Here is a 13,827-nt window from a genome sequence, read left to right as displayed (position 1 = left end):
CGCTTTGTTGCCGATTGTGGTTAAGAACGCCGATCCGGTCGTTGCGCTATCGCAAACAACATGCCGCCCTCACCTAGCCTGGTGTCAGAGAACTTGCGGCGTGCTTCTTGCCCGCGATACCCAGGCTGCTCCCGCTTGCGCATGATGAAATCCGTTCGAGAACACGGCTCCCGGATAGGAGAGAGCGATCAACGCGGCGGCCTCCTCGGGCTCCATGCCGCCGGACAAGGTCTTCTGGAAAATGGAGGCAATACGCGCCATGTCGCAATCCTGCGGCGAGAGACGGAAGGCGTTGACCCCGGCCTCCTGCAACTCCAGCAGTTCGCTGAGCAGGAGTTGGCACGTATGCGACATGGTCTGCACGCCATTGAGCACAAGGAATGACTGGCGGTCGAGGGTGTTGATTGGCAGGCCATCCGGCTCTTCGCCGCAGACGAACTGGCAATTGTCCTTGCTCCTGCCCTTGGAGCGGGCATGGGCGCAGCGGGCCGATATGGCGAGCGGCATGCGGCCGAACACCATGACTTCGAGAGCCACATCAGGCGCATCGGCGGCGATCCTGGCGATCGAACTGAAGGGAAGTTCCGGCGGAAGACAGATGCGTTCCGCCCCGCGTTGTGCCAGGAGGCGCGCTGTGGGGCCGTTATAGACATTGACCAAGGGGCCGACGAGGTGCCGACGACCGTTGATCAGGCCGACGGAGGCGAGATCGTTGACCTCGATGGGGTGGTCGGCTGTCTCGATCAGCTCTTTCAGGCTACGGCTTTCGCGCTCCAGCGTGACGAGTGCCAGCGACGAGAAGGCGACGGTTTTCCCCGCCCGTTCCAGGCGTTCCACTACATCTGCCAGATGCGGCTCGATGAAATGCTGCCGTTTGGAGCACACGGTCTCGCCGAGAATCACGCGATCCACCGGTGCTTCGTCCGCGATCTGGAAATAGAAATCGCGCCATTTCGGGCCGTCCCAGAGATAGTAGACGGGTCCCAATGTCAGTTTGCTCATGCTCATCTCCAGCGCTTCTCATAGGCGCCGACCGTGGTCTTCTGTCCTTCGCTCAGGGCTCTGAGACGGACCAGCAAGGGGCCGCGCCCTGTGGGATCGGTTGCGAGCGCCTGGCGCAGCGTCGAGACGACCTCGGCGACATAGGCCTTGCCGCGCTGGCGCCCCTCGATTTTCAAGGCGGATACGCCGGCATTCTTCAAGGCTTCGATTTCGCCCATGACGTCGAGTGACACAGGGTCCTCGAAGGCGTAGCCACGCGCATCGCCAATGTCGAAGCGCCCCTTGCACAGTGTCGGATAGCCGGCCGCCTCGCCCTGGCTGAACCGGTTGATCGTGTAGTCGCCGAGTTCCGATACCATGTCCGATCCCTCCTGCCGGTATCGCACATGGCTGGCCGGCGAGCAGACGCCATTCATGTTGGGCGATTTGCCGGTGGCGTAGGAGGAGAGCGAGCAGCGTCCCTCGGCCATGACGCAGAGCCCGCCGAAGACGAAGACTTCGATCTCGCATTTGACCTTGCGCCCGATACGGGCGATGTCGGCGATCGTCAGCGTCCTCGGCAAGACGACCCGTTTTGCGTCGAAGGCCTCGACGAGAAAGTTGATCGCTTCGGGATTGGAAGCAGACGCCTGGACCGAGACATGCAGGCGCTGCTCGGGATAGTGATCCCTGACATGCGCCATGAGGCCGAAATCGGCCAGGATCAGCGCATCAGCACCGAGCTTCACCGCGTCGGCTGCTGCGCGATACCAGATCTCTTCGTCACCGGCCCGCATGAACGTATTGAGGGCAACGAAGGTCATGCAGCCCTTCTTGCGGGCATAGGCAATCGCATCGCGCAATTCGTCCCGGCTGAAATTGAGGCCGGGGAAATTGCGAGCATTGGTCTCATCGCGGAAACCACAATAGACTGCGTCGGCGCCCGCATCGACGGCTTCCCGAAAGGCCGCTGGTGTTCCGGCCGGGCAGATCAGTTCCATGACGGCGTCTCCTTCAGCGACTGGCTGCGGATTTTCTCGGCCAGCCTGTGAACGATGGGCGCCGCCGGTCCCCCGATTCGGGCGAGATCACGCGGCAGGTCGATATCGCAGTCGTCGAGCGCGTTTCTCATGGCGAGCATGGCCTCCATGTCCCCGATTACCTTCAGGTCGCGGGAAAAGAACAGGGCATCGGCATCGCAACGACCCTCGAGGAGCGCCAAAAGCATGACCAGAGGGGCCTCCACGCCGGCGTCCGCCGTGAAGGCATCGCCCTTGCGCACCACCGTGAGGCGCTGCAGATCCGGTTCGATCAGGAAAACGAGGGGGAGGTCTGTCGGGGCAAAGGAAAAGCGGCAGCTCTTGTATGTGCCAAGACGCTCGAACATGTCGCCATGGGCCGAGAGCAGGAGCTTGAAGAGGCGGCCCGCCACGAGTTCAATCGGCACGAGTGGCACGAGCGGAACGGTCTTCAGCGGGAGAGCCAGAATGGATGAAATCTGCATTGCGCCAATTCGGATGTTTGAACCGGCGCAAGCCTAGGCGAGCGCCCGGCAATGCAGATTGCTCCAGCGCAAAGACGCAGCCGAATTCGCGGTCCATAGCGGTCGGCATGACACAGAACGCACCGCCTCGTCGTTACGACGGCCTTCAAGCTTTCATGAGTGAATTGGAAAAACGAGGGCGGCTCGTCCGTGTTTCGCAGCCGGTCAGCCTCGTCCATGAGATCACCGAAATTCACAAACGGGTCCTGGCAGAGGGTGGCCCTGCCTTGCTCTTCGAACGTCCCGTCCGGCCGGACGGCTCGACGTCGGATGTTCCCCTTCTCGCCAATCTGTTCGGCACGCGCGAGCGCATCGAACTTGGCTACGGCATTGGCGGTGGCAAGATCGGCGATCTCGCGGAATTGCTGGCCGAATTGCGCGAGCCAAGACCGCCGGCTTCGCTTCGGGATGCCCTGAAGATGCTGCCTGTGCTTCGGTCGGCCATGGCCCTGGGGTGCCGCCGGGTGTCACACGCCAGATGCCAGGATGTCGTGTTCGAAGGCGAAGCCGTCGATCTTGGTCGGCTGCCAATCCAGTGGTGCTGGCCCGGCGAACCTGCGCCGCTGATCACCTGGGGGCTGGTCGTCACCGCTTCACCTCATGATCCAAAGGATGTCAACGTCGGCGTCTACCGGCTGCAAGCGCTGGATCGAAAGCGTCTGATCACGCGCTGGCTTGCCCATCGCGGCGCTGCCAAACATTTCCGACAGTGGCAGGCGGTGGGCCAGGATATGCCGATCGCGGTGGTCATCGGTGCTGATCCGCAAACGATCCTCGCAGCCGTCATGCCCTTGCCGGAGACCATGAGCGAGCTTTCATTCGCCGGCGTCTTGGGTGGAAAGCGCAGCCGTGTCGTTCGGGCGCTCACCCAGCCGCTCGATGTTCCAGCCAGCGCGGAAATCGTGCTCGAAGGGACGGTCTCCATGGATGAGACCGCGCCCGAGGGGCCATACGGCGATCACACGGGTTACTATAACTCCGTCGACACGTTTCCCATCATGACCCTGAGCGCGATGACGATGCGCCAGAATCCGGTTTACCTCTCGACCTTTACGGGCCGTCCCCCGGACGAACCCTCGGTGCTCGGGGAGGCGATGAATGCCTTGTTCCTTCCACTCGTGAAGCGTCAGTTTCCGGAGATCGTCGATCTCTGGCTGCCGCCTGAAGCCTGTTCCTACCGGGCGATCGTCGTCTCGATCCACAAGCGTTATCCGGGGCAGGCGCGGCGGATCATGCTCGGGCTTTGGTCGATGCTGCCACAGTTCAGCTACACAAAGCTGATCATCGTGGTCGATCCCGACGTTGACGTCAGAAACTGGAGCGATGTCATGTGGGCTGTTTCCACCCGGTTCGATGCCTCTCGCGACATGGTGGTGGTCAGCGACACACCCATCGACTATCTCGATTTTGCCTCTCCCAAACCAGGGCTCGGCGGAAAGCTCGGGCTCGATGCCACAAACAAGCTTCCACCCGAAACCGACCGGGAATGGGGCAGGGTTCTTCAGATGACGCCGGAAATCTCGGCGCGCGTCGATGCCATGTGGGGCGAGCTCGGACTTGGTCCAGGTCAGACGGCGGCAGGCCACCCATGAGCAGGCGTGTCATCCTCGGCATTTCAGGTGCATCCGGTGCTGCGATCGGACTTCAAGTCGGCCGGATTCTGGCCGCGATGGAGGACGTAGAACTGCATCTCGTAGTCACCAATGCAGCGCGCCGGACGATCGCCCACGAGACAGGCAACGAGGCGCTGGGGCGCCTCATCGGCCTCGCCGATCACTTCCATGCCGATACCGATATCGGCGCGTCCATCGCCAGCGGATCCTTTCGCACGGCCGGGATGATTGTTGCGCCCTGTTCGATGCGTTCTCTTGCGGCGATCGCGGCCGGGATCACCGACAATCTCCTCACCCGCGCCGCCGATGTGCAACTCAAGGAACGGCGCAGGCTGGTTCTGCTCGCCCGGGAGACACCACTTCATCTCGGACACCTGCGCAATATGGTGGCGGTGACCGAGATGGGGGGCGTGGTGATGCCGCCGGTCCCCTCCTTTTACCGCAATCCGGCGACCGTGGAGGATCTGGTCGCCCACATCGCGGCGCGCGCAGTGGACCTCCTCGGTTTGTCGGATACACCATTGATCCCCGAGTGGAGGGGGTGAGGGCGCGCCCGCGCCCTCCTGCTATCCCTTCCGCAAGATCAGCGGCATGTAGAAGACCACGTAGCCCAGGAAGGCGACGATCCAGGCGAATGCTGCAATGGGCAGCAAGAGCATGGTGTGTTGAGGCAATAGCGCGACCAGTATTCTGAGCGCTGCCGCGAGAATAATCGGCGCATAGATCAGCCAGGTCGTGGTGCGGGGTGACGTCAGCGCCTGGCCCGTATGCCCTCGGGTTGCACGCGTCATCACCGCCAGCGTGACGACCCCGATGCCACCGGTCGTCCAGGCATGGATGCCGGCTGAGGCAAAGCCTGAAACTTGCAGGAGCATGGAAAGGCCTGTGAGCAGGAAACCCAAGGGGATGAACAGATAACCGACATGCAGGATCGTTACCAAGGGCTCGCGCAGCGTGCGCTCGGGACACCATCTGGCCTGTCTCGCGAGGTGCGCGATTCCGGCGAGGATCATCAGCAGCCCAGTGGGTGCGCGGAGGCTTTCCGAACCGGCGGCAACAGCGACCCACATTGCAAGCGACAGGCCAGCAAGGATCATGACGGCAAGATCGAAAGGGGCGAAATTCTGAGGCAGCCGTCCCGGATTGTTCGCCTTCAGCCAGTTGCCGGTGAAGGCTGGAATGATGCGTCCTGCGACAAGGGATACCAGGATGAGGATTGCCGACAGGGCCATCCGGTCGGACATCTCGATCCGCCCGTAGCGCTCGATTTCGCGATGGAAGAGGATCTGGGCTGCGCTGAGAACGACGAGCACCGCGACGATCTTGTAGTTCCGGCGGTTCGATGCCGCGACCAGTTCCTTCAGAACGAAGATGGCGAGCACCGGCAGAAAGGCGAGCGTGACGAGCGTTGCACCAAGCAGGCCCGTCCATTCCGAGAAACCGATTGCCAGGCGCCCTGCGATCCAGAGAAGAAACAGCGCCAACAGGGGCAGTCCCTTCAATCCCGGCCTGCCGGTCCAGTTCGGCACGGCGGTCAGAAGAAAGCCGGCAATCACGGCCGGGACGAAGCCGAAGAGAAGCTCATGCTGGTGCCAGGCAACTGGGGGCAAGAGGGTCGGGACATGCATGAAGCCGAGGAACCAGGGGACCCAGATAGCAATCGACAGGGCGGCGACAAGCGCACTGCCCGGGAAGAACAGGCGGAAGCCTCCAGACAAAAGATGCTGCGGGATGGCGGGGCCGGGAATTTTAGTCATGTCAGCACCTTTCCTGATCCACCGTTTCCGGCGACCAGAGCAGAGGAATATAGGCCTTGGCCCAGAGGAAGAAGGAGAGCGAGAAAAGCGTCGAGGCGAGGCCGTGCGGGCCAAAGGGCAGGGCAAGGGACGGGGTGAATTCAGGCAGGATCCGCACAAGCACCGACAGGACGAGGAGCAGGATCGACAGCTTGGTTGTCCGGGAGAAGCGCAGCGGTTGACCGGTATGGAGCAGGCCCGCAATCGACAGAACCTGCAGGACGCCGAGACTCAGCCCACCCATCAGCGCCAGATGCAGCCCACCCAGCCAGGGCAATGGCAAGCCAGCAAGAGAGAGCCCGCAGGTAACAAGGCCGGTGCCGGCGAGCGCACTCGACATCCACAAGCCGCCAAGTTCCAGCGAAAAGCCTTCGCGCCCCACAAACCCCTCGGCGACCCGATCGAGAAAGGCTGCACCGGCAGCCAACATCAGATAGCCGCGCACGGCGTCCGAGAGCGTGGCTGCCTCTGCCACGATCACCAGCATGGTCAACCCCGCCGCGAGATGGACCCGGCCCGGATGGGGTCGATAGGGCGAGGTCTTTTCCGTCGGGTCGAGGATCAGATTGGTCACCGGCACGGTGATGCGGGCAAGGGCGAGACCGAGCAGGCCGAGAAGCGAAAGCCCGAGTATCCTGATGGAGCATTCCGCAAGCTCATAGCTCTCCAGGGCCATCGCAATCCGCAGCGATGCTGCAGCTGTGGCATACGCGATCACAAAGAGGGTGAACCCCAGGAGGTCGGTGGTTTTTCTGATCCACGCCAGTCGCAGCACATAGGCAAGCAGGAACAGCATCCAGGCCTGATCGAACAGGAGGCCGAGGAGCCAGCCCTTCTCGACGGCGAGGAAGCCGAGTACACGGGCGCTGGCCCAGAGAGCCGCAAGCAGGAACAAAGGGCGGCCGCTCAGGCGCTGCGTGTCCGTCCATTCCGGCAAAGCAGAGGTCAGGAAGCCTAGGAGAGCACCTCCGAAGGAGCCGACAAGCATTTCCTGGGCATGCCAATGGCCCGGCAGGGACGAGCTCGCGAACGGCAGATCGAGAGACCAGACCACCACCCAGAGAAACGGCCAGAGTGCTGCATGCAGGGCGGCGAGAGGAAACATCAGTCTGAGGCCTTCGGCAGACATGGCCCTGGCAAGGTCGGGGGAGGGGAGCATCCGAATGGCTGGAAGCACACTCATGCCAGCCTCCGCTCGTCATGCTCGTCCACCACGGCAAACAGCGGATGATCGCAAACGAGCCGACGAGCCATCTCGAAGACCATCTCGTCGCTGCGGGTTTCGGGCATTTCGGGAACGGCGACGCAGTCGAGAATTCCATGCCCGTATCGATCTAGAACCGCGATCCGGTGGCAGATCCGCAGCGCTTCGTGTATGTCATGGGTGATGAAGAGCCCGCCCTTGCCGCTGTTTAGAACCGTGGTGACGACGAGGTCCTGCATTCGTCGTCGCAAGGCAGCGTCGAGCGCGGTGAAGGGCTCGTCGAAATAGAGGAAATCCGGATCGCCGACGAGTGCGCGCGCGAGCGCCGTGCGCTGACGCATGCCACCTGACAACTGTGATGGAAACTTGTGCCAGTCGCTCTCTTCCAGCGAAACGCGACGACAGGCATCCGCAATCCTCGCCGACTGCTGGGCGCGCGAAAGCGCATGACCGGAAAGGCCGAGCGCCACATTGGCCTCGACCGTCGCCCAAGGGAGGAGGCGCGGCTCCTGAAAGACGAAAGCGCTGCGGTCATATCCTCGCGTCACCTGGCCATGGCGTGGAATAATCAACCCGGCGGCAATCTGGGAAAGGGTGCTCTTGCCACAGCCGGATGGTCCGACCAGGGCTACCATTTCTCCATGTTCAACCCGAAGGCTGGCGTCCTCGAGAACAGCGCGGCCGAGAAAGACATGGCCGACGGCATTGAGCTGGAGAAGTGTCATCGGCGAACGCCCCAGGGTTGGGCAGCTTCCCGCCACGCCTCGGCTTCCGCCCGCAGGGGCTGTACAATCCCGTATTCGACGCCGATCAGAGCGATGACCGAGAGGAGGATCCAGGCGAGGGCTGCTTCCACATCGAGTGCCGAGCGGGCATTGGCCAGGGCTCCGCCGATACCGCCGGCATTGGCCAGAAGCTCGGCCATAACCGCTGCCTTGAAGGCCGTACCGAGCGCCATGACCAGAGCCGGAAACAGGACGTGCAGCATTTGCCGCAGCGATATTTCAAGCAGGCGAGCGAGGGGGGAAAGGCCGGCCATGCGGGCCATGTCCTCGAGCGCCCGGTCTCGGGTTTGAATGCCTTCGGCCGCACCGACGAAAACGAGCGGCACGGCGGCGATGGCCGCGGTCGCGACGACCGTCCCGGCCCCCATGCCGAACCAGATCATCAGGAGGACGATCCAGGCGATGGGAGGCACGCCGATCACCAATGTCACCTGCGGTCGCGCAAGGCGCATCACTGCCGGATGATATCCGGCAATGACGCCCGCAATGGTCCCAAGCGCGGCCGCCACTAAGAAGCCACCGAGCGCCCTGAGACTTGTCGAGAGTACCAGCAGCCGGTTGTGGGGATCTGCGACCAGTCCCAACAGGGTCTGGATCGTCGCGGCGGGCGCGGGCAGAACGAAGCTGCCATAGGCCTCGGCGCCGAGCTGCCAGACGGCTGCAAAGACCGCAAGGCCAGCGAGACCCGCCCAGCCGGACCAGAAGAAGCGGCCAATCTTGCCCGCACGATCTGTGAGGCCCTTCATCCTCAGGCCTCAGAGATAGAGGGAGGCGTCGGGCATGCGCCCGCCCACCATTTCCGGGTGGCTCTGCGCCACGGCTTTGAGCAAAGCCTCGATCGATCCACGTGCCTCCCGCGCGGCAATGGCAACGAGGTTCGAATAGGGGATCGAAGCCTCGAGCACCGGCCAGGGCAGTTCAAGTGCCGATGCGGCCTGGCTTGCAGCCGCTGCCGGGTCGGCATTCACCTCGACCGCCGCCTGCGCAAGCCCCTGAAGAAGCGCGTTCGCCTGTTCCGGATGATCGTCCAGGAAGCTCTGGGCGAGGGCCAGACCTGCCTGCGGCATGACCGGCGCCGTTGCGGTCACAGCGCCCCATTCCTGCTGCATGTCGATCACCCGGTGAAGGGCCTGACCACCGGTCTTGGCCTTGAAGATCGCGCCAGAGACCGCCGGCTCGGGCAGCAGGGCGGTATCGATGCGGCCGGCGAGCAGCATCTGCACGGCTTCGATCGGCGTGCCTGCCCGCTCCACCTTGACTTTCCCGCTCATTCCATGATGGGCCAGTGCTGCGTCAAAGACGAGCTCCGGCGTGTCATTGGGAAACGGCACGGTCACGCTTTGTCCTTCGAGATCGGAGAATGCACTGATCCTGTCATCGCGCGACACGATGTAGAGAAGACCGTTGGTCATGACATTGGCCAGTTTCAGGCCAAGCCCGCGCGTATGCAGGTTCGCCGCAGCTGTTGTCGGCATGACCAAGGCCTGCATCGACCCGGATGAGAGGCCGGCCCGCATCTCGTCGGGCGTGCGCCACACCTTGAACTCCACCTTCTCGGCGACATCGCGTAGAAGCCCCTTGCCGACCGCATAGGCCATCGTGATCGATGGCCCGGCAGGAGGGCCATAGAGAACGAGCTGGTCCAGTGACGAAGCCCGCGCCCGCTTGTTGAGGAAGGGCAAGGCAAGGGTCGCGGCTATGCCCGCGCATAGCGTGCGACGGGTCGGTGCATAGCCGGCCTTGTCGGCTTCAGTTGTCCTTGTCTTGCTGATCCGGTCACCGACGTTCGGCATCACGCTCTCCTTAAAGATGATTTATCGCGTCATGTTATCTCCCGCTGTGCGCCGGTTGCTTGATGTGGCGCAAGGAACGAGTGGAATTGCGGGTGAAGCGCCGGCGACCCGCACCGAGCAACGGAAGTCCTCGAGGTCATGCTTGTGATTGTTGTCAGAGGTCTCGGGAGAGAATGGGGTCAGCACCAAGCAGTGCGGCATACCCTCCCTCAAGTAGCGAGATGGTGACCCAAGAGCGCTCTAGCGTCACCGTTTTCGCGTCGGGTGACGCCTGGAAAACGCTGACCGATGACGGATTAGGGTCGATGAGGTCAGCGGTGACAAGGAAGAGTCCGTACCAGGAGGGCTACGGAGTTGCCGAACAGATCGGCAGGTAGGCAGGCCGTTCAAGCGCTGCGGTCAGCCTTCCTGAACGCCTGGCATGGCAGGGACCGGATGCGTCATGAGGAATGCTGAAAGGGCAAAAAGGATCTGGGTCATGATGGAAGCGTCTGCATCTCGGGATCAACGCTGAGGAGCTGCTGCAGCAATATCTGCTCCACTGTTATGTGGCGCCGGACCGCCTCCTGAAAGCCGCGAACCATATGAGCTACCGTTTCCAGGCTCAGTCTGCATCGTTTGCGGGCGACTGCGGCCAAAGTGAGCGACAATTCACGGGCGGCGCGACGGTCGACGCGATGTTCGGATTTGACCTGATCGAGAAGAAGAGAGCCGAAGCAGGAGCCGGCATGCAGCTCAAGGTCGGGGTAGAACCTTTGCTCTTCCAGAGTGTGTGCAGCCGCGACCAGCGGTTCGATGTGCTTTGCAACCTTCTGGATACCGCGCGGGATCTCACCTGCGTCAAAGTCCATGGCCAGTTCCTCCAGCCTCAGGCAGAGGATGAGAAGATCGCGGTGCTTGTCCTCAAGCGCCCTGACCTCGGCGGCCGTTAGGCTGGATCCTGTCGTTTCCATGGTTTTCTCCCTACTGGCCGAGAAACAGGATGACGCCGATGACCATTGACGCCAGAACAGCGGCAAGCGTACCTCCGCCCTGCAGCACGCCCATGCGTTTCAGCATCAGGGCAAAGCCCACGATGACCGGTGTCACAACGACAAGGCCGATCTGTGCATCTGTCATGTCAGTCATTTCCTTCTGTTCTGAACGCAGTCTGCCTTGTCTTTCGTCAGTCTTCTTTGCGCTCCCACAAAGAGCGCTTCGGATTTTTCTCTAAAACCGATCCTGACCGGAAGGAGATGTGACCATGGCCATGCGAACGAGCCTCCAGGATGAGGCAAAGGACGACCATCTGCTGCTCTGGATCCTGGTATGGAGCGAGTTGATCGCTTTCGGCATCCTGATCCTCGGCTTTCTCGTCGCTTCGACCTTCGATGCGGAAGCTTTCGAACTCGCCCGTCTGCACCTGAGACCCGGCATAGCCGGAGCCAATACCCTCATCCTTCTCGTGAGCGGGTACTTCGTTGCCGTGGCGATGCGAAATCGGCTTGATCTTGAGGCGGTAAAACGGCCATTGACCATTGCAGCTATGCTTGGCTTCTGCTTCGTGGCGGTCAAGCTCTTCGAATATTGGGGTGAGGTCCGCTTCGCCGGTGATGCGACACTCGATACCTTCTTCGAACTCTATTTCATCATCACCGGCTTCCATCTCCTGCATGTCTTCTTTGGCGCAATTGCCCTTCTTCTGGTCGCCTGGCGCCCGGCACGGGAAAACTTGATCCTGATCGCCACGCTCTGGCACGTGATCGACCTCGTCTGGCTGGTCATCTTCCCCATCCTCTATCTCGCGTGAGGCCCATCATGACCCGCAGACAACATGAGGAGTTGGTTGGCGTGCTTGCCATGCTGATCACCTTCGCGATCGGCGGCGCGGTAGTTGCGGCGCTCGCCGGTGCTACCATCGTACCGATCGCCGCAGTTCTTCTGATCGCCTTTGCCAAAGGACGGCTTGTGGTTCTCGACTTCCTCGAGCTGAGGACCGGTCAGCATCCCATGCGGGTCGCGCTCATCGGCTGGTTGTGCATCCTTCTGACCGCCGCACTCGCCCGCTCGCTGGCCGTCGCCCTGATTGGTTGAAGATTCGCTGCGTTGCTTGCCGAAGCGCAAAGAACAACTCCCACCACTCACTATGAACAAGCATCCCGCAGACCCGGCGAGGGGATCGCCGGAGCCTTCAAGGCGGGGAAACCAGCGCCGGGTGTCATTCGCCCGGCAGACGGAAGGACAAAGGCATGGCAGAGCGCCTGACCAAGACTGGAGCGCGCAACGTTTTCTACGGCGGCTCCATCTTCTTTTTTGCGATCTTCGTGGGGCTCACGGCCCACAGTCACTACTACATCCGGACGACCTCGACCGACGAGACGACGCTGACCGACAGCGTCGCCCGCGGCAAGCATGTCTGGGAGAAGAACTCCTGCATCAACTGCCATACGCTTCTGGGGGAGGGGGCCTATTTCGCGCCTGAACTCGGCAATGTCTGGACCCGATGGGGCGGTCAGGACGACCATGAGGGTGCCCGCGAGACGCTTCGCTCCTGGATGGCCGCACAGCCCTCCGGCGTCGAAGGTCGCCGACAGATGCCGCAATTCAACCTGACCGACGACGAGATCAACGATCTCGCCGATTTCCTCGAATGGACCAGCAAGATCAAGACGCAGAACTGGCCGCCGAACGAGGCGGGCTGAGCCCTTCGTGACCCAAGGAGACATCACCATGAAATATCAAAGCCAGAAGGTCGCGATGCTGTATTTCTACGGCGCGCTTGGCCTCTTCGTTGCCCAGGTCCTGTTCGGGGTTGTTGCGGGCACGATCTATGTCCTGCCCAACACGCTCTCCGAGCTCCTCCCCTTCAATATCGTGCGCATGATCCACACCAACGCCCTGCTCGTCTGGTTGCTGATGGGCTTCATGGGCGCGACCTACTATCTCTTGCCGGAAGAGGCGGAGACGGAGCTTTACAGCCCGAAGCTCGCCATTGCGCAGTTCTGGATCTTCCTGATCGCCGCTGCCGCCGCCGTTGTCGGTTATCTCTTCGGCATCCATGAAGGCCGCGAGTTTCTCGAGCAACCCTTCATTATCAAGGTCGGCATCGTCATTGTCGCATTGATGCTGCTGTTCAACGTCACCATGACGTCGCTCAAGGGACGCAAGACTGTTGTCACCAACATTCTGATCTTTGGCCTCTGGGGCGTGGCGATCTTTTTCCTCTTCGCCTTCTACAACCCGATCAATCTCGCGCTCGACAAGATGTACTGGTGGTACGTCGTCCATCTGTGGGTCGAAGGCGTCTGGGAGCTGATCATGGCCTCGGTGCTCGCCTTCCTGATGATCAAGCTCAACGGCATCGATCGCGAAGTCGTCGAGAAATGGCTCTATGTCATCGTCGGTCTGGCACTCTTCTCCGGCATTCTCGGCACGGGCCATCACTACTATTGGATCGGTGCGCCAGGTTACTGGCAGTGGATCGGTTCGCTCTTCTCGACGCTCGAAGTCGCCCCGTTCTTCACCATGGTCATCTTCACCTTCGTGATGACCTGGAAGGCCGGCCGCAAGCATCCGAACAAGGCTGCCCTTCTGTGGTCGATCGGCTGCTCGGTCATGGCCTTCTTCGGCGCCGGCGTCTGGGGCTTCCTGCACACGCTGTCTTCGGTCAACTACTACACGCACGGCACGCAGGTGACCGCTGCGCACGGACACCTCGCCTTCTTCGGCGCCTACGTCATGCTCAACCTTGCGGTCATGGCCTATGCCATTCCCGAAATGCGGGGTCGCCAGCCGTATAACCAGTGGCTGTCGATCGCGAGCTTCTGGATGATGTGCACCGCCATGTCAGTCATGACCTTCGCACTCACCTTTGCCGGTGTCCTGCAGGTGCATCTGCAGCGCGTGCTTGGTGACAGCTATATGGCCGTGCAGGACCAGTTGGCACTGTTCTACTGGGTACGCCTCGGCTCGGGTGCCGTCGTGCTGGTCTCCGCCCTGATGTTTGTCTGGGCCGTGCTGATGCCGGGCAAGGAAAAAGAGCCTGCCTTCGGCGGCTATGTCGAGCCTGCCGAGTGAGACAGCGGCCCCGCTGCTTTCCCGGCGGCGAGGCCTTTTCCAGAGTTTTCAAGGAT

General features: G+C 61.8%; 16 protein-coding genes. 6 read left to right on the top strand and 10 right to left on the bottom strand.

Annotation, left to right across the window (positions count from 1 at the left end):
* Positions 1–84 precede the first annotated feature (84 nt).
* Genes ubiV through ubiT form a run of 3 tightly spaced genes read right to left on the bottom strand, consistent with a single transcriptional unit; the run spans position 85 to position 2,485 of the window.
* Positions 85–1,008 carry a ubiquinone anaerobic biosynthesis protein UbiV gene (ubiV, locus tag QTL56_RS12880; protein WP_245137993.1) on the bottom strand — a complete coding sequence of 308 codons (924 nt, stop codon included), beginning with the start codon at positions 1,006–1,008 and terminating at the stop codon, positions 85–87.
* A complete protein-coding gene (gene ubiU / locus QTL56_RS12875; protein ID WP_245137994.1) occupies positions 1,005–1,982 on the bottom strand; it encodes a ubiquinone anaerobic biosynthesis protein UbiU in 978 nt (325 codons plus the stop codon). The genes ubiV and ubiU overlap by 4 nt, the downstream gene beginning before the upstream one ends.
* Positions 1,973–2,485 (bottom strand): ubiquinone anaerobic biosynthesis accessory factor UbiT, encoded by a 513-nt coding sequence (ubiT, locus tag QTL56_RS12870; protein WP_245137995.1) that lies wholly within the window; start codon positions 2,483–2,485, stop codon positions 1,973–1,975. Before ubiT ends, ubiU begins: the two co-directional genes overlap by 10 nt.
* A gap of 155 nt (positions 2,486–2,640) precedes the next feature.
* On the opposite strand from ubiT, the gene QTL56_RS12865 reads away from it, so the two are divergent.
* On the top strand, positions 2,641–4,116 hold the full coding sequence (locus QTL56_RS12865; protein ID WP_306424877.1) for a UbiD family decarboxylase: 1,476 nt from the start codon (positions 2,641–2,643) through the stop codon (positions 4,114–4,116).
* Complete coding sequence (locus QTL56_RS12860; RefSeq protein WP_245137997.1) at positions 4,113–4,682, top strand: UbiX family flavin prenyltransferase; 570 nt, start codon at positions 4,113–4,115, stop codon at positions 4,680–4,682. The genes QTL56_RS12865 and QTL56_RS12860 overlap by 4 nt, the downstream gene beginning before the upstream one ends.
* Positions 4,683–4,703: 21 nt before the next feature.
* Here the strand turns inward: QTL56_RS12860 and QTL56_RS12855 are convergent, their stop codons facing one another.
* From QTL56_RS12855 to QTL56_RS12825, 7 genes are all read right to left on the bottom strand, one after another.
* Positions 4,704–5,894, bottom strand: coding sequence for an NnrS family protein (locus QTL56_RS12855; protein WP_245137998.1), 1,191 nt, complete (start codon positions 5,892–5,894; stop codon positions 4,704–4,706).
* Between the two features lies 1 nt (position 5,895).
* Entirely contained in the window at positions 5,896–7,116 is a 1,221-nt protein-coding gene (locus QTL56_RS12850) for an NnrS family protein (RefSeq protein ID WP_245137999.1), read from the bottom strand.
* Entirely contained in the window at positions 7,113–7,862 is a 750-nt protein-coding gene (locus QTL56_RS12845; protein ID WP_245138000.1) for an ABC transporter ATP-binding protein, read from the bottom strand. Before QTL56_RS12845 ends, QTL56_RS12850 begins: the two co-directional genes overlap by 4 nt.
* Positions 7,859–8,668, bottom strand: coding sequence for an ABC transporter permease (locus QTL56_RS12840; protein ID WP_245138001.1), 810 nt, complete (start codon positions 8,666–8,668; stop codon positions 7,859–7,861). The genes QTL56_RS12845 and QTL56_RS12840 overlap by 4 nt, the downstream gene beginning before the upstream one ends.
* A 9-nt stretch (positions 8,669–8,677) precedes the next feature.
* Positions 8,678–9,715, bottom strand: a complete 1,038-nt coding sequence (locus QTL56_RS12835; protein WP_245138002.1) for an ABC transporter substrate-binding protein — start codon at positions 9,713–9,715, stop codon at positions 8,678–8,680.
* 476 nt (positions 9,716–10,191) lie between these two features.
* Entirely contained in the window at positions 10,192–10,668 is a 477-nt protein-coding gene (locus tag QTL56_RS12830) for a hemerythrin domain-containing protein (RefSeq protein WP_245138003.1), read from the bottom strand.
* A gap of 10 nt (positions 10,669–10,678) precedes the next feature.
* Entirely contained in the window at positions 10,679–10,834 is a 156-nt protein-coding gene (locus tag QTL56_RS12825) for a hypothetical protein (protein ID WP_229576942.1), read from the bottom strand.
* Positions 10,835–10,958: 124 nt separating this feature from the next.
* Between QTL56_RS12825 and QTL56_RS12820 the strand changes: the two genes are divergently transcribed.
* From QTL56_RS12820 to QTL56_RS12805, 4 genes are all read left to right on the top strand, one after another.
* Positions 10,959–11,504, top strand: a complete 546-nt coding sequence (locus QTL56_RS12820; protein WP_245138004.1) for a cytochrome c oxidase subunit 3 — start codon at positions 10,959–10,961, stop codon at positions 11,502–11,504.
* Positions 11,505–11,512: 8 nt separating this feature from the next.
* A complete protein-coding gene (locus QTL56_RS12815; RefSeq protein ID WP_245138005.1) occupies positions 11,513–11,788 on the top strand; it encodes a cytochrome C oxidase subunit IV family protein in 276 nt (91 codons plus the stop codon).
* Between the two features lie 155 nt (positions 11,789–11,943).
* Positions 11,944–12,396 (top strand): c-type cytochrome, encoded by a 453-nt coding sequence (locus QTL56_RS12810; RefSeq protein ID WP_229576939.1) that lies wholly within the window; start codon positions 11,944–11,946, stop codon positions 12,394–12,396.
* Positions 12,397–12,424: 28 nt separating this feature from the next.
* Entirely contained in the window at positions 12,425–13,771 is a 1,347-nt protein-coding gene (locus QTL56_RS12805) for a nitric-oxide reductase large subunit (RefSeq protein WP_245138006.1), read from the top strand.
* The last annotated feature ends 56 nt before the right edge of the window (positions 13,772–13,827 follow it).

Source organism: Peteryoungia algae (assembly GCF_030369675.1).
Classification (GTDB): Bacteria; Pseudomonadota; Alphaproteobacteria; order Rhizobiales; family Rhizobiaceae; genus Allorhizobium; species Allorhizobium algae.
Note: the sequence above shows the minus strand (reverse complement) of the source record. Positions and strands in the feature narration are given on the sequence as shown.